This window comes from Roseovarius sp. EL26, from assembly GCF_900327775.1.
GTDB lineage: Bacteria > Pseudomonadota > Alphaproteobacteria > Rhodobacterales > Rhodobacteraceae > Roseovarius.
Genome location: NZ_OUMZ01000006.1, coordinates 380,759 through 399,118, shown reverse-complemented (window position 1 = coordinate 399,118; position 18,360 = coordinate 380,759). Strand labels below are relative to the sequence as shown.

Sequence of the window (18,360 nt, the reverse complement as noted above, 5' to 3'; positions counted from 1 at the left end):
ACGCCCGATGGCAACAGCAGCACCAGAAACCATAATTGTGGATAGCTACCGCGTTGCTTGTGACGGTGGCGAGGGCGCGTTGGGTCATCCCCGAGTGTATCTGCAGATCCCGCTTGAGACCGGTTTCGTCGAATGTCCTTATTGTGACGCCAAACTGGTGCACAAGGATTTTGAGAGTAAAAGCTGATCCCTTTTACTCATAAAATATATATCATCCCATGCTGACACGGCGCGCGTGTCTTGCGATTGGTGGCGCTGCCGCGGCACTCGCTGTATCTACACCTGCGTTTAGGCGCCTTATCGAACCTGATTTTAGTTTTGCTCCAATATCTTCAGCCCCGGGCTTTCGCCGCATGTCTGGTGGTGATCTGTCCACAGGCAATCGTTCAGCCGCGTTGATCGGCCTGGAAAGTACCGGGCAAGCACAGGCTGGCATTGGCAACCATTGCGATGCCCTGTTTACCCGTCCACGTTCAAACAGCACCGTTCCAATTGCTTATTTCACCGATTACCGCTGTGTCTACTGCCGTCAGATTGGCCCAATGCTGGAGCGCCTAGGCCAAAATGCGCAGATCGCTGTAACTTTTCATGAACTCCCTCTGCTGGGGCCGAGCTCTGTCCAGTCCGCACGAGCGGCACTCGCTGCCCGCCAGCAAGGGGCCTATGATGTGTTTCACAAACGCCTGATGGGCACGCCCTTTCTACCGAACGCTGCTTATCTGCGCCAATTGGCACAAGATACAGGTCTTGACCCTGATCAGCTGATTACAGACATGGATCACCCAAAAATAGACCGCCAGCTAAGACAAACTGCGGCATTGGCAAAACTGTTTGGGTTCTATGGCACCCCCGCATTGGTGGTGGGGCGCACGGCGGTTTTGGGCAATATCAGTCAACGCAAGTTGAAGCGCCTTATTGCACATGAGGCCAGCGAAATTGATACCTTGATTTGCCGCTGAAATAAAAACGGCGGGGAAACCCCGCCGTTTCGTATCTTGATAAAAGGTAAGCTTATTAGTGGCCCAGAATCTGGCTGAGGAACAGCTTAGTCCGTTCAGATTGCGGGTTGTTAAAGAACTCTTCAGGTTCGTTCTGCTCCACGATCTGGCCCTGATCCATAAAGATCACACGGTTCGCCACCTGACGAGCAAAGCCCATCTCGTGCGTCACGCAAAGCATGGTCATGCCTTCTTCGGCCAGCTCGATCATAGTATCGAGAACCTCTTTGATCATCTCAGGGTCAAGCGCCGATGTTGGTTCATCGAACAACATGATCCGCGGCCGCATGCACAGCGAACGGGCAATCGCCACACGCTGTTGCTGACCACCAGAAAGCTGACCGGGGTATTTATTAGCCTGATCCGGGATCTTCACTTTTTCAAGAAAATGCATCGCCGTTTCTTCAGCCTCTTTGCGCGGAATTTTCCGCACCCAGATCGGCGCCAGCGTACAGTTTTCCAGAATGCTCAGGTGTGGAAACAGGTTAAAGTGCTGAAAGCACATGCCAACCTCGGACCGAATTTTGTCGATATTCTTGAGGTCATTACTGAGCTCAGTCCCATCCACGACAATTCTGCCCTGCTGGTGTTCCTCAAGCGCGTTGATACAGCGGATCAACGTGGATTTGCCAGAGCCCGAAGGCCCCGCAATCACGATCCGCTCGCCCTGATTAACTGTCAGGTTGATATCGCGCAGCACGTGAAAAGCCCCGTACCACTTGTTCATATTGTTGATCTCGATGGCGACCTCTTCTGAGACGGTCATCTTTGATCTGTCGATTGCACGATCGGAAGTCATATCAGACATTTACACGATCCTTTCTTAGTGGTGACCAGTCTGAAGCTTGCGCTCCAGATACATGGAATAACGGGACATGCCGAAACAGCAGACGAAGAACATCAACGCGATGAAGCCGTAAAGCTCCCACACGATACCGTTCCAGGCTGCGTCAGCGCGTATGGCTGTGGACAGGCCGATCGGATCCAGTAGACCGATGATTGACACCAGCGTCGTATCTTTGAAAACGCCAATGAAGGTACTCACGATCCCCGGAATAGAGATTTTGAGCGCCTGCGGCATAATGATCAGACGTTGGGACTGCCAGTAGTTCAGGCCAAGGCTGTCCGCCCCTTCGTATTGCCCTTTGGGCAGGGCAGCCAAACCACCACGGATCACTTCGGCCATATAGGCAGAAGCAAACAGCGTTACCATGATGAACACCCGCAAGATGATGTCAAAGCTCGTTCCTGGCGGCAAAAAGATGTTCAGCAGTGTCGAAGCTACGAACAACAATGTGATCAGTGGAACTCCGCGAATGAACTCGATGAAACCCACGCAGATCGCTTTGACCAATGGCAAGTCAGATTGACGACCCAGTGCCAGAACAATGCCAATTGGCAAAGAAAACCCAATCGCCACAACACCGATGGTAATCGATAGCATAAAGCCACCAAATTTACGGCTTTCAACAGACTCTGTCGCGAGGGGAAGAACCGATGACAAGCCATCAACAACAAATCCCATCAAAAACAGCCACCAAACAATCGCAGCGATCACACCGGCAATCACACCTATCGCTCCGGTCATTGAGGCCGAAACTGTTTTGTGCACGAAGTAGCCGATCACAAAACCAGCCAATGCCCCAACTGGCACCCAGATGGTTCCACCCCAAAGCAACCAAGGCATGATGAATGGATAGAGTGCCGAGAACCAGATCAGCTTACGCGGAACACGTTCAGCGAACAGAACCGGTGCCAAGGCAACCCCCAACATAATGAAGGCCAGAATTGGGCGCCAGTAGAGATCAGACGGATAGAACCCGAATAATAACTGGACCCAGCGATCACGAATCACGCCCCAACATGCGCCGGCATAATGCCCTTCACGTCCTGCATCATGCAGGATTTCGCGACATTCAGCCAGAGAGGTTGCCGCCCAAGTCGGAGACAGCAGCCAAGGAACAATCCCCTTGAGCACCATGAAAATGAGCACAAAAGAAAGCACTGTCAGAACCGAATTCAGAACACCAGAAAACAAGTTTTCCCGCATCCACCCGACCAAGCCCACTGAAGAAGATGGTGGGGCCTGCTCTGGCAGCATTTCTGTACGGACAAAAGAAAGGTCTGTCATATTACCGCTCCACCAATTTTACACGTTCGTTGTACCAATTCATGATCAACGAGATCGAAAGCGAGATGATCAGATAAATCAGCATCAACAGCAAAAGCGCTTCCAGCTCACGACCGGTCTGGTTCAATGTGATGCCTCCAAGTGTCCCCGTAATGTCCATATACCCGACGGCAATTGCCAAAGAGGAGTTCTTGGTCAGGTTCAGGTAGTTCGAAATCAGTGGCGGAATGATAACCCGCAGTGCCTGCGGCAGAACCACAAGACGCATGATCCGACCCGGACGCAGGCCCAAGGCACCGGCTGCTTCGGTCTGACCTTTTGAGATGGCCATGATACCCGCACGAACGATTTCAGCGATGAAGGCCGCTGTGTACAGCGACAAAGCCAGCCACAAAGCAATCAAAGAGTTGCTCATGTGTGTTCCGCCTTCAAAACGCGGGATTCCTTTGGGTGCGATGTAAGGAACCTCGACCTCAATCGCCTTACCTTCGGTGAGACCCGAATCGAAAACACTAACCACGTTGTTTTTGACAACGCTGGACTGAATAGATGCAGCAATGCTTTCGGCTTCATCTGACGGCACCAAGATCAGCTGGCAACGTGCAGCTGTCATCGATGTCAGCGCCTGACCTTCTCCGAAGTAGTTTTTCCGGCGGAAGTTGACTTCGTTCTCTGTCAGATAACGCAGACCCGTTAGCGACCGCGCAAGGCCGCCACTATGGCAATAATCGATCCGACCATTGGCATCTTGCAGTTCAGCCAGCGACGTCACGCTATCTTGACTGATCGCGACAAACGACTGTTCATTGCGATTAGACACAGCAGAAAGCACCAAAAAGATAAGCAAGCTTGGCAAGATCAGAGCAGCGAGCTTTGCAGGCAAGGTGTTTTTGATCTCACCCGTTGCTTCCTGAATGGCCGCCGCGCGTTTGCCTATATATCGGAACCCCGCGATAGAGGCGACGATACCAGCAATGAAAAGCCAGCTATGATCTGCAAATGTTGCGCGTGGAATGAAGATACCCTGGTTCGAAATCGCAACAGTTCCCCAAAGCGAGAAAGACGCCTCGCCGCTTTTGAAAGCACCGGGGGGGCTTAACGTTTCGATAAGGACTGCCATGAATAGAACGATCCACAACAGCACAGGCACGTTGCGGAACATTTCCACGTATACGGTCATGATTTTGGCGATCAGCCAGTTTTTTGACAGGCGTAGCACGCCAATCACAACACCAAGCACAGTGGCCAGGGCACAGCCCATAACCGCCACCAGCAACGTGTTCATAAGCCCTGCCAATGCGGCACGCATATGCGGGCTTCGGTTTGTATATTCTATAAGGCGCTGGTTGATGTCGTAACCAGCAGGCTCTTTCAAAAAGCCAAAGGAAGGCTCTTTACCAAGATCCGAGAGGTTCTGTGCTGTGTTGCTGATCAGCCAACCGATCAGCGTCAGAAAGCCGATCAGTGCAATGATCTGAAATGTCGTGGAACGATACCGCGTATCGTAGATCAGCATGGACAGACGGAACGACTCCTTGGGAGGGTCGGTAAGTGTCGTCATCTGGGATGTTCCCCGTTTTTCAGCCCGGTATTATTATGAAACGTCGATGCGTCGTGGGCCGATTATTTAAGTGTAGAAGGCGCAAAGGGCGCGGAAATCCGCGCCCTTTGGTAGATTATCTTAGCGGAATGGAGGCGAATACAGCAGACCACCATCGGTCCACTGGGCGTTCAGGCCACGGGCCAGAGCGACCGGCGTGTTCTCACCGATGTTTTTCTCGAAGATTTCGCCGTAGTTACCACCAGCAGAGATCGCCTTGACGGCCCAGTCTGCTTCCAGACCCAGCATTTCGCCCAGGTTACCTTCGGTACCCAGCAGACGGTTGATTTCTGGGTTATCACCAGCAGACGCAGCCAGATCAGCAATGTTCGCGCTTGTCACGCCAAGCTCTTCAGCGCTGACCAGCGCGTTCAGTGTCCAGCGTGCAACATCACCCCATTCTGGGTCGCCATGACGAACCAGCGGGCCAAGTGGCTCTTTTGAGATGATCTCTGGCAGCAGAACATGCGCTGCAGGATCTTCAAATGACGCGCGTGTCGCGGCCAGACCAGATGCATCTGTTGTGTAAACCTGGCAAGCGCCAGCAAGATACTGCTGCTGTGCTTCGGCGTTCGTCTCAATCGGAACCGGCTTATATTCGATGTTGTTGGCGCGGAAGAAATCCGCAAGGTTCAGCTCGGTTGTTGTACCAGTTTGGATACATACGGTCGCGCCGTCCAATTCTTTGGCCGAGCTCACGCCCAGTTCCTTTGGAACCATGAAGCCTTGGCCATCATAGTAGTTCACGCCAACAAATTCGAACTTTAGGTCAACATCGCGCGAGAATGTCCAAGTTGTGTTACGGGCCAGCAGGTCGATTTCGCCTGACGCCAGAGCGGTAAAACGTGTTTTACCTGTTGTTGGAACAAATTCTACAGCGGATGGGTCACCCAGAACAGCAGCTGCGACAGCGCGACAAACGCCAACGTCAAAGCCATTCCATTCGCCATTCGCGTCAGGGGCAGCAAAGCCCACAAGACCGGTGGTCACACCACAGTTCAGCTTGCCGCGCGCCTTGACTGTGTCAAGTGTGCTATCAGCAGCGGCCGCTGCGCCAGCCGCAAGGCCAGCAACTGTCAGCGCACCAAAAAATACGGATTTTTTCATTTTTACCTCTTCCTGATTTCCCACCCTTTAATGGGCGGTTCTATACGGCCCCAGCGGGGCCGACGTCGTAATGAAAAGGGGGTTACACCCTAATCAATGCCGGCAAGTTTGTGTGTATTCATCACAAAACGTCAAGCCCCGTATCAAAAAAATTGATCAATATGGCGAACAGTTTACCTAGCGTAAATGCTGTTTTAGGGGATTATTCTGATGCGCAAGCAAGATTATGAAAGTTTTTCGCCTCAACAAAGGCAGTTTCTTTCACAGCGGCCTGTTCTTGAGCCTCGTCATCTTCGCCCCACTGTTCCGCCTGCCAGATATCATCGAGACGGGAAAGTTCCCATAAATCTGCGACAGGACGATGATCTTTCAGCGCGGCAAACCCAATAATCAACGATCCGGACAGACCGACAAGATCATGAAACGCCGTGAGGGTAAAAGCATCCATGGCATGTACGTGATCAGACAGAACTGACAACACTTTAGGATCCTGCGGCGCATGCATAACGCCAGAGACTGGATACAAGCGAGTTCCAAATGTTTCCGCCGCCCACTCTAGCAACGGGTCCCATTGCTGAGACTGACGTTGAACCAACTCAATCGGGCTTTCAGCCCGGTAGCATGTCAGATCTGCATCGCCGTACGCGGCGATCATGTCGGCCACCTCGGCATGTTGGTGCGTAACTTTATCAATCGCCGCATTGGCAGAGCGGGTCACTGGCATGGTGTGTGGATTGATCTCTCCCTCTTGGGCGTCCCATTCAACAGCGATAGCCTGCGCCATCGCGCGGGTCGGCACAACCAAGGCCGATTTGGCCGGGGTCTTAACCGCCCGGCCATCCAGAACCACGGTAAAACCACCCTCTGTTTCAATCACCTCGGCGACGTCCCAGAACCGTTTGGCTTTCCACGCGCTCATACTAACACTCCCCACAATTCATCCAGTGCCGGAACCACATCGGCAAAATCATCCACCAGAATATCTGCACCCGCGGCACGAAGGTCTTTGGTTGGGTGATAGCCCCAAGTTACACCTAAGGTTCGAAATCCAGCAGCCCGGCCCATTTCGATATCAAAACTGGTGTCACCAATCATCACCGCATGCGCAACATCGGCCCCCGTTTCAGACAGGCACGCCTGCAACATCGAAGGGTTCGGTTTCGATGGATGCAAATCGGCGGTTTGCTTGGTCATAAAGAACTTTGCCAAATCATGAGCTTTGAACGCATGGTCAACCCCGCGCATCGCCTTGCCAGTTGCGACACCCAGCAACACCTCGTCACGTGCATGCAGATTCTCAAGCGCTTGGCGCGCTCCGGGATAGAGCGGTGCGCTGGCCTCCCCTCCGCGTTCGGCGCGTAGCTTGATGAACATATCTTTATACTTATCTGAGGCGGCAGAAACCTGCGCCGCTGGCAATTCAGGCTTCAGCCGCGAGATGGCCTCAAACAGCGACAGGCCGACAATGCTCAGGATCTCAGCACGGGTTGGAACCGTCAATTCCATATCCACAAAGGCCCGGCGCATCGCCTCGACAATGAAATCCTGACTGTCCATTAGAGTGCCATCCATATCAAAGACAGCCAGCCTTAGTGGTGCGCTCATTGCAGCTTCTCGAATGGGTCGTCCGCCGCCAAATCTTCGGTCCAACCAAAGGTATCCCAGCTATGGACCATATGATCCGGCAAGGGGGCTGTAACTGTGATCTGTTTGCGAGTCACCGGATGTTGGAAAGATAGGCTGCGGGCATGCAGGTGCAATTTCTTGCTGATCACACCACCCAGCTGAGCGCCCCAACCATCGCCCATGTTTTCCTGACCTGATCCACCATACTTGCCGTCGCCAACAATCGGATGCCCGATCGCTGCCATATGCGCGCGCAGCTGATGCGTTCGGCCTGTGATCGGCTCCATTGCGACCCAAGATGCGCGCCCCGCCACACGGTAGAGCGTTGCGTAATGCGTATGCGCGCGTTTTGCACCAGGGGTGTCGTCGATATCGCGCAGATGCACAGGGATCATCTTTTCACCTTCGCCCTGCTTGCCGTGACCCGGCGCTTTGACTAGACCCGTTTTGATCTCGCCCAGATAGGGTGTGGGTACCCCGGCAACCAGCGCCCAATAGATCTTGCGCGTGTCGCGGTGCCTGAAGGCGGCGGTCAATCCCTTGGCCGCGATCTGTGTTCGGGCCAGCAGCAAAACACCAGTGGTGTCTTTATCCAAACGGTGCACCAGCTTCGGTTTTTCATCCAAACCAAAGCGCAATGCCGATGATATGCCGTCCACATGGCGCGTTTGCTTTGATCCGCCTTGCACAGGCAGGCCGGGGGGTTTGTTCAGCGCAATGATGTGATCATCGCGGTAGATCACACAAGATTGGATCATCTTTGCATCCGCCGGGCTGACATATTCATCCCGCCGTGTTGGCATGCTGTCTGCATCCGGTAGCGGCGGCACACGTACCTGTTGTCCAGCAGTTAACCGTGTTGCCGGTTTAACCCGGCCACTGTCAACGCGCAGCTCACCTTTGCGGCACATCTTTTCGATCTTTATTTGCGAGAGATGCTCGAACCGGCGGCGCAGCCAGCGATCCAGCCGCTGGTCTGTTTCGTCTTCCGAGACGGTCAGGGTTTGTACCCGGCTCATGTGTGAACCTTTCTTATCGCTCAATAGGCGAAGTGTTAGCCGCCAGCTTCAATAATGGCACGGGCAAGAATTGGAACCGTCTGCGCATTCAGACCAGCCACGTTAATCCGCGAATCGCCAACCATATAAATGGCATATTCAGCGCGTAGGCGTTCAACGATCTCAGGGCTCAGGCCCAAACGTGAGAACATGCCACGATGTTGTCCAACAAACCCAAACCGGTCTGATCCCGACAACGTCCGCAGCTCGTCCGCCAATTGCTGGCGCAGCGACAGCATGCCAAGGCGCGTACTTTCCAGCTCTTCCAGCCAGTCAGCGCGTAACCCGTCATCACTCAGCACCACGGTCACCAGACGTGATCCGTGATCAGGCGGGAAGGAATAGTTCTGGCGGTTCAGATAGGCCAGATTGCCCTGCGTCACCGCCTGCAACCTGCTGTCTTGCGACACGGCCATTAAGATTCCTGTACGTTCGCGGTAGACGCCAAAGTTTTTCGAGCAACTGGCCGCAATCAGAGTTTCCGGGCAGCTTGACGCCACCAAACGGGTGGCTGCAGCATCTTCATCAACGCCATCACCAAAGCCCTGATAGGCGATGTCAACCATCGGAATCAGACCTTTGTCGTTCATCAGATCAACCACGGCCTGCCACTGTGGCAAAGTCAGGTTGGCGCCTGTCGGGTTGTGACAGCAACCGTGCAGCAGTACGACGTCACCTGCTTGCGCCGCATTCAGATCCTCAACCATGCCATGAAAATCGACGCCGCCAGTGGCCTCGTCAAAGTAGCGATAGGTCACCGTCTCAACATTCAGGTGTTTCAGGATGCTCAGGTGGTTGGGCCATGTTGGATTTGACACAAATACACGTGCAGAGGGGTTGGCCATCTTGATCAACTCAAACGCCTGGCGCACCGCGCCAGTTCCACCGGGTGTCGCAACTGCCGCAACCTGATCGCGCTTGACGGCATCGGCCAGGACCAGATTGATCATCACATCGGAAAACTGTGGATCACCGGCCAGGCCAATATAGGCTTTGGTCTCTTCCGCATCCCACCAGCGGCGCTCTGCTTCCTTAACCGCACGCATGATCGGCGTGACACCTTCGGCGTTTTTATAAACACCAACACCAAGGTCGATCTTGGTGTCACGCGGGTCTTCGCGATACAGCTGCAACAGGGCCAGAATTTTATCAGCAGGTTGCTGGGTGAGCGTATTGAACATCAGTTGTCTCCAGAGGTGGCAATTGGCAACGTGGGGAAGGCCCCCCATTCGGTCCAAGAGCCGTCATATAAAGCATGATCGGTTTTCCCGATCCGTTCGAGGGCAAGGTTAATAACCGAAGCGGTCACACCAGAGCCACAAGAGGTGATCACTGGCTTTGCCAGGTCGACGCCAGACGCATCAAACACAGCACGCAATGCATCGGGATCTTTCATCGTGCCGTCGCCATTCAAAAGCGTTTTGAAGAACACATTCTTTGCACCAGGAATGTGCCCGCTGCGTAGGCCGACGCGCGGCTCGGCCTCGGTGCCTGCAAAACGGCCCGGCGCGCGGGCGTCCAGGATTTCGTGATCGCCCAGCTTAGAGGCCGATGAAACCTGCGTCACGTCGCGCACCATCTGGTGCTGTTGTTTAACTGTCATATGTCGATCGCGGATCACCGGTGGCTGACTTTCGACCGAATGCCCTTCGGCTGCCCATTTTGGCAAACCACCGTCCAGAACGGCAACGTTCTCCTGCCCCATCAAGCGGAACAGCCACCAAACACGTGCGGCCGAAAACAGGCCGTGTGCATCATAGACAACCACCTGATGGCCATCACCAACACCCAAGGCCCGCATCCGCGACATGAATTTCTCAACCGGAGGCACCATATGCGGTAGATCTGACCGAAGATCGCTAATCTCATCGATATCGAAAAACCGCGCGTTTGGGATGTGACCAGCCTCAAATTCGCTGCGCCCATCACGCCCCTCAGAAGGCATGAACCAAGTCCCGTCCAGAATGCGCAGGTCGGGGTCTTTCAGGTGTTCGGCCAGCCAGCTGGTCGAAACAAGAGTTTTGGGGTCATCCTGTGCCATCGGGGTTCCCTTTTCAGATCAGGCCCTGACCTACAGCCAAGCCCCCCCAAGAGCAAGAGCAGGCCCCCATCAGAGGCCTGCAAATCCATCTTATTTGATGGGTTATTAGGTCAGTTATTTAATCAAAGCCTTTTTGATGATGCCAATCACCACCATCACAACACCGCCACCAACACCACCCGAGGCCAAACTGCCGATGATATCCATGACCATGCTGCCGCCTCCGGCTGCACCACCAGCACCAAGCATCGACAATATTTGACCACCCAAGCCACCGCCCAAAATACCGGCAAGCGAATTGCCCAGCGTTCCCAGATCATATTTTTTCAAAACACCACCGGCGACGTTACCGCCAATAGCACCGGCAATCAGGCTGATAATAAGTTCCATGCGTCAAGCTCCTACTATTCAGAGGGGCATAGACGATCTGATCTCGTCATTTCCCCGGGCATGTCATCAGCTTAGCAAGGGTTTGGCGCATCAGGTAAGGAAAAAATGCGGCCTTATTCCCCGTGACGCAACAAACGTTGCTTTTGACGACCCCAGTCGCGTTTTGCCTCGGTTGCACGTTTGTCAGTATTGGTTTTACCTTTGGCGATACCGATCTTCAGCTTGGCCAGACCTTTGTGATTGAAATACAGCACCAAGGGTACCAACGTCATACCTTTGCGCGACGTCGCCTGCCAAAGCTTTGCCAGCTCTTTGCGTGACACCAACAACTTGCGCCGACGTTTTTCTTCATGCGGGAACATTTTTGCCTGCTCATAAGGTGCGATGTACGAGTTGATCAGCCACAGCTCTCCATCATCAACCGTGGCATAGCTTTCGGCGATGTTTCCGCTATTTTCGCGCAGGGATTTCACCTCTGAACCCTGCAAGATCACCCCACATTCGATGTCATCCTCGATGGCATAGTCAAAGCGCGCACGCCGGTTCTCGGCGATGACCTTGTAGTTTGGGTTATCTTTTTGTTTGGCCATGCTCTCGCGTCCTGCAGCATCTGAAATTTATCAATCAGCAAAGCGCATAGATAGTCGGTGTTGCGGCCAAGGCCAAGGGGGCACTTGTCAGGATATAAAGCTGCGCTAAATCAGCAACCTTGGCGATCATCACAGCATGACGTATGACTGAATCAACGCACTGACAGGGGAACACGACCATGCAAATGACCGGCGAACGCATGATACAGGCACAGCGCAGCATCGTTTGGGCCGCACTGCTTAACCCTGATGTGCTAAAAGAATGTGTGCCGGGCACACAGGCGCTGACCGGAACCCCAGAGGATGGTTTTGAAGCCACGGTTCAACAAAAGGTTGGCCCGGTCAAAGCCACCTTTAAGGGCAATGTCAGCGTTTCGGACGTTATTGAACACGAATCTTTGACCCTGACCGGCGAAGGCAAAGGTGGCGCCGCCGGATTTGCCAAAGGCGCCGCTAAGGTCAGCCTTGAAGACACCGAAGACGGCACCCGTTTACTGTATGAAGTTGAGGCCAAGGTTGGTGGCAAGCTGGCCCAGTTGGGCAGCCGTATTGTTGATGGCTTTGCCAAAAAGATGGCCGATCAATTTTTTACCCGTCTAGAAGAGGTCATTGAAGGCCCCAAAGACGACGATCCCGAAGAAGAAGTGGAAAAGAAAAGCTGGCTCAAGCGATTGATCAGTTGATCCTGTGCGATAACGCAGGGCTAGCACCGCAATTTTTCACCATTTCCCCTTGCTGAAAACTCGCATAATGTCCCTCGACGAAATGGAGAGACACATGCCGCCTATCGTTGATGTCCAGAACCTGCAGAAAACCTATAATGATGGTTTTCAGGCCCTGAGGGGAATAAACCTTACGATCGAAGAAGGGGAAATTTTGGCCCTCCTCGGCCCTAATGGTGCGGGAAAAACGACTTTGATTTCTGCTCTGTGCGGCATCACCACACCGACCGGCGGCAGTGCCACGGTCGGGGGGCACGACATACAATCAGGATATCGCGAAACCCGGTCCATCATTGGGCTTGTGCCGCAGGAACTGGCACTGGAGCCGTTTGAAAAGGTGATGAACACCGTGCGGTTTTCGCGGGGCCTGTTTGGGAAAGGGCGTGATGACGCGCTGATTGAAAAGATTCTTCGTCAGCTGTCGCTTTGGGACAAACGCAATAACCGCATTCGCGAATTGTCCGGCGGCATGAAGCGCCGCGTTCTGATCGCAAAGGCGCTGGTGCATGAACCCCGCGTACTGTTCTTGGATGAACCGACCGCTGGCGTCGATGTCGAATTGCGCCGCGATATGTGGGAGGTGGTTGAGGATCTGAAATCCCAAGGTGTGACCATCATTTTAACCACACACTACATTGAAGAGGCCGAGGCCATCGCCGATCGGATCGCGGTGATCAGCAAAGGGGAAATTCTGCTGGTCGAAGAGAAAGACGCCTTGATGAAGCGTTTGGGGCGCAAGACCCTACGAATTGAACTAAGTGAACCTGTCACTTCTATTCCTGATACTCTGAAAGAATACGAACTCGAATTATGCGCTGAGGGTTTGAACCTGAGCTATCACTACGATACGCAGGGCGAACGCACGGGCATCACCCGGTTGTTATACACTCTGGCACAAGAGGGTCTGGCCCTGCGCGATATCCACACCAGTCAATCGAGCCTCGAAGAGATTTTTGTAGACTTGGTCAAGGAGGAAGCCGCATGAACTTTCATGCAGTATGGGCCATTTATGCCTATGAAATGAAAAGATTTTTCAGAACGCTGATGGAAAGCTTTCTATCACCTGTGATTTCCACGTCGCTCTATTTTGTCGTTTTTGGCGCCGCCATCGGCAGCCGCATCGCCGAAGTTGACGGTGTGTCTTACGGCGCCTTCATCGTGCCCGGCTTGATTATGCTCAGTGTAATGACCCAAGCGCTCAGCAACGCCTCTTTCGGGATCTATTTTCCCAAATTCATTGGTACCATCTTTGAGGTTCTGTCCGCCCCGGTAAACTTTCTTGAGATCGTTTTGGGCTATGTTGGCGCGGCTGCCACCAAAGCGCTATTTGTCGGGGTTGTTATCCTGCTCACCGCAACCTTCTTTGTCGATCTGGAAATAAAACACCCGATTGCAATGCTGGCCTTTCTGGTAATGATCTGCATCTCGTTTTCCCTATTTGGCTTCATTATTGGGATCTGGTCAGAGAATTTTCAGCAATTGCAACTGATCCCACTACTGGTCATCACACCGCTGGTTTTCCTCGGGGGGTCATTTTATTCAATTTCTATGCTTCCTAGCCTTTGGCAGAAAATCACCTTGTTCAATCCGATCATGTATTTGATTTCCGGCTTTCGCTGGTCGTTTTTCGGGGTGGCCGATGTACCGATTGGGCTTAGCCTGCTGGCCGTTACGATTTTTTCTGGCGTCTGTCTTGGCATCGTGTGGTTTATCTTCAAAACGGGATACCGCCTCAAAAGTTAAATCAGCCACAGCGTGACTTATTTGCCCACCAGAAGTAACTTTTTAGGCAATCCACACAGAACCTACCCCCTGCCGCCTTGTCTGAGGCCGCCGCGCATTCTACATCGGCGATATGAAGTTTTGGTTTCCCTTCAAAAAACGCCCGCCGCTGGTCGCGGTCATTCGTCTGTCCGGCACAATCGGTACAGGTGGCAAAGCCCTTAATGATGAAGGGATGGCCCCGCTGATTGAGAAGGCCTTCAAACGCAAAAAACCCTCAGCGATTGCTTTGGTGATTAATTCACCCGGCGGCTCTCCTGTACAATCGTCTCTGATCGCAGCCCGCATTCGCAGGCTGGCCAATGAGCATTCGATCCCTGTGCATGCCTTTGTAGAAGACGTTGCCGCCTCGGGTGGATATTGGCTGGCCACAGCTGCTGATCAGATCTGGGTAGACGAAAGCTCAGTTGTTGGTTCCATCGGGGTGATATCGTCTAGCTTTGGTGCGCATGTCTTCCTTGCCCGGCAAGGGATAGAGCGCCGCGTGCATACTTCGGTCAAATCGAAAAGCATGCTGGACCCGTTCCTGCCTGAAAAGAAAGAGGATGTTGAACGCCTCGAGGGTATCCTTGGCGATCTGCACATCAATTTCACCCGTCAAGTACGTGAGCGCCGCGGGACCAGATTGAACAGCAAACAAGACCTCTTTACCGGAGAGTTCTGGCTGGGCCGGCGCGCCATGGATCTGGGGTTGGTGGATGGCATTGCCCATCTGCACCCGAAGATGAAAGAAGTTTACGGCGATAAGGTGCGCTTTGCCCACTACGGCAAGAAACGCGGGTTGCTGCAACGTTTCGGTAGCACGATCATGCAAGACGCGATCACCACAATTGAGGAGCGCGCAGATTACGCGCGTTACGGGCTCTGATTTGGTCATAAAGATAGTCTTCCTGTTTTTGATCTTTATGGGTGTGCTGGCCATGTTTGGGCGGCTCAGGTTTCCCGGGCAGACGAAACTGGCATCAAAACGCTGTCCTGACTGCAAACGCTTTAAACTCGGAAAAGGCCCCTGCGCCTGCAAGAAAGGCGGGCGCAAATGACCCCTTGGTTGTTTACTGGTCTGGGTTTGCTCATTCTTCTGCTGGGTGGCGATGCACTTGTGAAAGGCGCAGTCAACCTCAGCCTGCGCATGGGTATTCCGGCGCTGATTGTCAGCCTGACAATTGTGGCCTTTGGGACATCCGCTCCTGAGTTGCTAATTTCTGTGAACGCCGTACTGGACAATAAGCCTGGCCTGGCCCTGGGGAATGTCGTTGGGTCAAACACTGCCAATATTCTGCTGGTCTTAGGTGTGCCGGCCTTACTGTCTGGCCTGCACACCAGTCAATGCGATACGCGCAAAAACTATGTGACCATGCTGGGGGCCACTTTACTATTCATCGGGCTGGCATTTCGTGGCGTGTTTGATTTCTTTGCCGCAATCGTTTTGCTGGCAGTTCTGGCTTATGTTTTGTGGGATGCCCTGCGCGAGGCCAGAAACCACCGTCGTAACTGTTCAGCCATCAGTGACAACGAAGAAGACGTCGAAGGTGCGGACCCTGATATGCCATGGTGGCAGATCAGCATGTTTTTGTTCTTGGGCTTACTCGGACTTCCACTGGGTGCTGATCTACTGGTGGACAATGCCTCAATCATTGCCCGCTCCTTTGGGATAAGCGATACCGTAATTGGACTGACGCTTGTTGCTCTTGGAACCTCTTTGCCTGAGCTGGCAACAACTGTGATGGCAGCCCTGCGCAAACAGGCCGACGTGGCGTTGGGCAATGTGATTGGCTCAAACATGTTCAATCTGCTGGCAATCATTGGGGTCACCTCTGTGATTGGCAATATCCCAGTGGCGCAGAGCTTTGTTCAGTTTGATCTTTGGGTCATGCTTGCGGCGTCTTTGATGCTGATTCCCTTCGTCTTTTTCAAACAAGATATCGGCCGAGCATGGGGCATTGCGCTGACTGGTCTTTATTTCGCTTACGTTGCTGTCGTCCTGAGCTGATAATACTGAGCCACAAACAGCGCGGATCAGATCAATCAGTATTTCAAAACCACCCTACCCTTTTGGGTAATCAACAGCGTCTGAAAATGCTGATATACAGCCGCCATTACGCACCACGTAAATCGCGAACCAAGCCCTGCTTGCCATTAATTTTTGTGGCAGCGGTAGAAAAGTTTTGCACTTTCTCAACTTCGTTCACACAAGCGTTACAAAAACTGCAATGTTTTCAGTATATTGCCATGGCTGTAATTTTTTTACATTTAATTTCAATGCTTTATATAAGTGCCTATTTTTTAGGCAAATAGCGGAAATCCGCAATAACCAACAAAAAACTCCGAATGCAGCAAACTTATCTCCAGACTTATCCACAACTTTCGTGGAAAGGTTTGCCCTTGCGAAGCCTCTTATAAGATTGCAGCCACCGCAGGGAATCGTATTGTGCTGCCATGCCTGAAAACACACCTGATACAGAAGCCCTGACTGGCCATCACCTTATTCAGTCCTATCTGAACACCCTTGATACGTCCCCAGGGGTTTATCGCATGCTCGATGGGCAGGCGCGTGTGTTATATGTGGGCAAGGCTCGCAATCTGCGCGCGCGGGTATCGAACTATGCGCGGATGACGGGCCATACCCATCGCATCGCACGTATGATCACCGAAACCGCCTCGATGATGTTTCTGACAACACGGACAGAGACCGAAGCGCTTTTACTTGAACAAAACCTGATCAAACAACTCAAGCCGCGCTACAACGTGCTGCTACGCGACGACAAAAGCTTTCCGCAGATTCTGGTGACCAAAACTCATGATTTCCCGATGATCAAAAAACATCGGGGGGCAAAACGTGAAAAAGGCACGTATTATGGCCCCTTCGCCAGCGCAGGGGCCGTCAACAGGACCTTGGCCCAATTGCAGCGAGCCTTTCAGCTTAGGAATTGCACAGACTCGACGTTCGAAAGCCGCACGCGCCCTTGCCTGCAGTATCAAATCAAGCGCTGCACTGCACCTTGTGTCGATTATATATCCAAGGCTGATTACATGGCGCAGGTGAACGATGCGGAACGCTATCTGTCTGGGCGATCAACTGAGATTCAGGAAAAACTAGCGGCCCAGATGCACGAAGCCTCAGACCAAATGGAGTTTGAGCGCGCCGCAGCCCTGCGCGACCGGATCAAGGCGCTGACACAGGTGCAGACATCGCAAGGCATCAACCCTCGCACCGTGAACGAGGCTGACCTGATCGCATTGCATATGGAAAAAGGTCAGGCTTGCGTACAGGTGTTTTTCATCCGCGCCGGGCAGAACTGGGGCAACCGAGACTTTTACCCACGGGTGATGTCCGACATTTCCGAGGCCGAAGTGATGGAAGCCTTTATAGGCCAGTTCTATGATAACAAAGAGCCGCCAAAGCAGCTGATCTTGTCACATGCGATTGAAAACAACGATCTCATGCAAGACGCCTTGAGCGAAAAACTTGGGCGCAAAGTAGAGATACTGCTGCCGCAACGCGGGGAAAAAGCAGAGCTGATCAATAACGCATTGCGCAACGCACGTGAGAGTCTGGCGCGGAAAATGTCCGAGGCGGCCACACAAGCCAAATTGCTCAATGGTCTTAAAGAAGCATTTGAGCTGCCCGCCCCACCGCAACGAATTGAAGTCTATGACAACAGTCACATCCAAGGAGCCCACGCTGTTGGTGCAATGATCGTTTCCGGACCAGACGGCTTCATGAAAAACCAATATCGCAAGTATAACATCAAAGGTGATGAGCTGACCCCCGGTGATGACTTTGGTATGATGAAAGAGGTCCTCAAACGCCGTTTCAAACGCCTCCTGAAAGAAGACGAAGATCGCAGCAAAGGCCTGTGGCCTGAATTATTGCTGATCGATGGAGGGGCCGGTCAGGTCAGTGCGGTGCGAGAAATCATGACAGATATGGGCGTGCAAGATGTCCCCATGGTTGGCGTTGCCAAAGGTGTCGACCGTGACCACGGCAAGGAAGAGTTCTACCGCACCGGAAAACGCCCTATGGCCCTGCGCCACAATGATCCGGTGCTTTACTTCATCCAGCGCCTGCGCGACGAGGCACACAGGTTTGCCATCGGCACCCATCGGGCGAAACGCGCCAAAACTGTTGGAGCCACGCCACTGGATGAAGTCCCCGGAGTAGGTGCCAGCCGCAAGCGCGCGCTATTGACCCATTTCGGATCAGCCAAAGCCGTCAGCCGAGCTCATCTGACAGACCTTCGGGCTGTCGAGGGAATATCCGATGCTCTGGCACAAAAGATCTATGATTACTTTCATGAAAAAGGATGAGCTCTCT

At 53.1% G+C, this 18,360-nt stretch carries 19 protein-coding genes; 8 read left to right on the top strand and 11 right to left on the bottom strand.

All coding sequences use genetic code 11. The features are described 5' to 3' along the window. Positions 1 to 7: 7 nt before the first annotated feature. The gene (locus tag D9A02_RS06800; RefSeq protein WP_120500224.1) at positions 8 to 187 is read left to right on the top strand and encodes a zinc-finger domain-containing protein; all 180 of its coding nucleotides are present in this window, start codon (positions 8 to 10) and stop codon (positions 185 to 187) included. Positions 188 to 353: 166 nt separating this feature from the next. Continuing rightward, positions 354 to 959, top strand: a complete 606-nt coding sequence (locus D9A02_RS06795) for a DsbA family protein (protein ID WP_162932982.1) — start codon at positions 354 to 356, stop codon at positions 957 to 959. 55 nt (positions 960 to 1,014) lie between these two features. Here D9A02_RS06795 and D9A02_RS06790 read toward each other — a convergent pair whose 3' ends face one another. From D9A02_RS06790 to smpB, 11 genes are all read right to left on the bottom strand, one after another. Next, entirely contained in the window at positions 1,015 to 1,806 is a 792-nt protein-coding gene (locus tag D9A02_RS06790) for an amino acid ABC transporter ATP-binding protein (RefSeq protein ID WP_120500222.1), read from the bottom strand. A 15-nt stretch (positions 1,807 to 1,821) separates the two neighbouring features. Next, the gene (locus D9A02_RS06785) at positions 1,822 to 3,129 is read right to left on the bottom strand and encodes an amino acid ABC transporter permease (protein WP_120500221.1); all 1,308 of its coding nucleotides are present in this window, start codon (positions 3,127 to 3,129) and stop codon (positions 1,822 to 1,824) included. 1 nt (position 3,130) lies between these two features. Continuing rightward, a complete protein-coding gene (locus tag D9A02_RS06780) occupies positions 3,131 to 4,690 on the bottom strand; it encodes an amino acid ABC transporter permease (protein ID WP_120500220.1) in 1,560 nt (519 codons plus the stop codon). Between the two features lie 120 nt (positions 4,691 to 4,810). Then, positions 4,811 to 5,836, bottom strand: coding sequence for an amino acid ABC transporter substrate-binding protein (locus tag D9A02_RS06775; RefSeq protein WP_120500219.1), 1,026 nt, complete (start codon positions 5,834 to 5,836; stop codon positions 4,811 to 4,813). 202 nt (positions 5,837 to 6,038) lie between these two features. After that, entirely contained in the window at positions 6,039 to 6,755 is a 717-nt protein-coding gene (locus D9A02_RS06770) for an ATP12 family chaperone protein (protein WP_120500218.1), read from the bottom strand. After that, the gene (locus D9A02_RS06765) at positions 6,752 to 7,441 is read right to left on the bottom strand and encodes an HAD-IA family hydrolase (RefSeq protein WP_120500217.1); all 690 of its coding nucleotides are present in this window, start codon (positions 7,439 to 7,441) and stop codon (positions 6,752 to 6,754) included. The genes D9A02_RS06770 and D9A02_RS06765 overlap by 4 nt, the downstream gene beginning before the upstream one ends. After that, positions 7,438 to 8,481 (bottom strand): RluA family pseudouridine synthase, encoded by a 1,044-nt coding sequence (locus D9A02_RS06760; protein ID WP_120500216.1) that lies wholly within the window; start codon positions 8,479 to 8,481, stop codon positions 7,438 to 7,440. Before D9A02_RS06760 ends, D9A02_RS06765 begins: the two co-directional genes overlap by 4 nt. Positions 8,482 to 8,516: 35 nt before the next feature. Beyond that, the gene (locus D9A02_RS06755) at positions 8,517 to 9,701 is read right to left on the bottom strand and encodes an amino acid aminotransferase (RefSeq protein ID WP_120500215.1); all 1,185 of its coding nucleotides are present in this window, start codon (positions 9,699 to 9,701) and stop codon (positions 8,517 to 8,519) included. Then, entirely contained in the window at positions 9,701 to 10,561 is an 861-nt protein-coding gene (sseA, locus tag D9A02_RS06750; protein ID WP_120500214.1) for a 3-mercaptopyruvate sulfurtransferase, read from the bottom strand. Before sseA ends, D9A02_RS06755 begins: the two co-directional genes overlap by 1 nt. A gap of 114 nt (positions 10,562 to 10,675) precedes the next feature. After that, positions 10,676 to 10,951 (bottom strand): hypothetical protein, encoded by a 276-nt coding sequence (locus D9A02_RS06745; RefSeq protein WP_120500213.1) that lies wholly within the window; start codon positions 10,949 to 10,951, stop codon positions 10,676 to 10,678. Between the two features lie 113 nt (positions 10,952 to 11,064). Beyond that, complete coding sequence (gene smpB / locus D9A02_RS06740) at positions 11,065 to 11,541, bottom strand: SsrA-binding protein SmpB (RefSeq protein WP_120500212.1); 477 nt, start codon at positions 11,539 to 11,541, stop codon at positions 11,065 to 11,067. 179 nt (positions 11,542 to 11,720) lie between these two features. On the opposite strand from smpB, the gene D9A02_RS06735 reads away from it, so the two are divergent. From D9A02_RS06735 to uvrC, 6 genes are all read left to right on the top strand, one after another. After that, entirely contained in the window at positions 11,721 to 12,224 is a 504-nt protein-coding gene (locus D9A02_RS06735; protein ID WP_120500211.1) for a CoxG family protein, read from the top strand. Between the two features lie 94 nt (positions 12,225 to 12,318). Then, positions 12,319 to 13,248, top strand: a complete 930-nt coding sequence (locus D9A02_RS06730; protein WP_120500210.1) for an ABC transporter ATP-binding protein — start codon at positions 12,319 to 12,321, stop codon at positions 13,246 to 13,248. Next, positions 13,245 to 14,006 (top strand): ABC transporter permease, encoded by a 762-nt coding sequence (locus tag D9A02_RS06725; protein WP_120500209.1) that lies wholly within the window; start codon positions 13,245 to 13,247, stop codon positions 14,004 to 14,006. Before D9A02_RS06730 ends, D9A02_RS06725 begins: the two co-directional genes overlap by 4 nt. Positions 14,007 to 14,118: 112 nt before the next feature. Then, complete coding sequence (locus D9A02_RS06720; RefSeq protein ID WP_120500208.1) at positions 14,119 to 14,913, top strand: S49 family peptidase; 795 nt, start codon at positions 14,119 to 14,121, stop codon at positions 14,911 to 14,913. Positions 14,914 to 15,081: 168 nt separating this feature from the next. Further along, entirely contained in the window at positions 15,082 to 16,035 is a 954-nt protein-coding gene (locus D9A02_RS06715) for a calcium/sodium antiporter (RefSeq protein ID WP_120500207.1), read from the top strand. 446 nt (positions 16,036 to 16,481) lie between these two features. Further along, positions 16,482 to 18,353 carry an excinuclease ABC subunit UvrC gene (gene uvrC / locus D9A02_RS06710; RefSeq protein ID WP_120500206.1) on the top strand — a complete coding sequence of 624 codons (1,872 nt, stop codon included), beginning with the start codon at positions 16,482 to 16,484 and terminating at the stop codon, positions 18,351 to 18,353. Positions 18,354 to 18,360: the final 7 nt, after the last annotated feature.

Coding starts and splice junctions, on each gene's coding strand:
- D9A02_RS06725 (WP_120500209.1), top strand. CDS start 13,245: ATGAACTTTCATGCAGTATGGGCCATTTATGCCTATGAAATGAAAAGA.
- uvrC (WP_120500206.1), top strand. CDS start 16,482: ATGCCTGAAAACACACCTGATACAGAAGCCCTGACTGGCCATCACCTT.
- D9A02_RS06800 (WP_120500224.1), top strand. CDS start 8: ATGGCAACAGCAGCACCAGAAACCATAATTGTGGATAGCTACCGCGTT.
- D9A02_RS06720 (WP_120500208.1), top strand. CDS start 14,119: ATGAAGTTTTGGTTTCCCTTCAAAAAACGCCCGCCGCTGGTCGCGGTC.
- smpB (WP_120500212.1), bottom strand. CDS start 11,541: ATGGCCAAACAAAAAGATAACCCAAACTACAAGGTCATCGCCGAGAAC.
- sseA (WP_120500214.1), bottom strand. CDS start 10,561: ATGGCACAGGATGACCCCAAAACTCTTGTTTCGACCAGCTGGCTGGCC.
- D9A02_RS06785 (WP_120500221.1), bottom strand. CDS start 3,129: ATGACAGACCTTTCTTTTGTCCGTACAGAAATGCTGCCAGAGCAGGCC.
- D9A02_RS06755 (WP_120500215.1), bottom strand. CDS start 9,701: ATGTTCAATACGCTCACCCAGCAACCTGCTGATAAAATTCTGGCCCTG.
- D9A02_RS06765 (WP_120500217.1), bottom strand. CDS start 7,441: ATGAGCGCACCACTAAGGCTGGCTGTCTTTGATATGGATGGCACTCTA.
- D9A02_RS06715 (WP_120500207.1), top strand. CDS start 15,082: ATGACCCCTTGGTTGTTTACTGGTCTGGGTTTGCTCATTCTTCTGCTG.
- D9A02_RS06780 (WP_120500220.1), bottom strand. CDS start 4,690: ATGACGACACTTACCGACCCTCCCAAGGAGTCGTTCCGTCTGTCCATG.
- D9A02_RS06745 (WP_120500213.1), bottom strand. CDS start 10,951: ATGGAACTTATTATCAGCCTGATTGCCGGTGCTATTGGCGGTAACGTC.
- D9A02_RS06795 (WP_162932982.1), top strand. CDS start 354: ATGTCTGGTGGTGATCTGTCCACAGGCAATCGTTCAGCCGCGTTGATC.
- D9A02_RS06790 (WP_120500222.1), bottom strand. CDS start 1,806: ATGTCTGATATGACTTCCGATCGTGCAATCGACAGATCAAAGATGACC.
- D9A02_RS06770 (WP_120500218.1), bottom strand. CDS start 6,755: ATGAGCGCGTGGAAAGCCAAACGGTTCTGGGACGTCGCCGAGGTGATT.
- D9A02_RS06730 (WP_120500210.1), top strand. CDS start 12,319: ATGCCGCCTATCGTTGATGTCCAGAACCTGCAGAAAACCTATAATGAT.
- D9A02_RS06775 (WP_120500219.1), bottom strand. CDS start 5,836: ATGAAAAAATCCGTATTTTTTGGTGCGCTGACAGTTGCTGGCCTTGCG.
- D9A02_RS06735 (WP_120500211.1), top strand. CDS start 11,721: ATGCAAATGACCGGCGAACGCATGATACAGGCACAGCGCAGCATCGTT.
- D9A02_RS06760 (WP_120500216.1), bottom strand. CDS start 8,481: ATGAGCCGGGTACAAACCCTGACCGTCTCGGAAGACGAAACAGACCAG.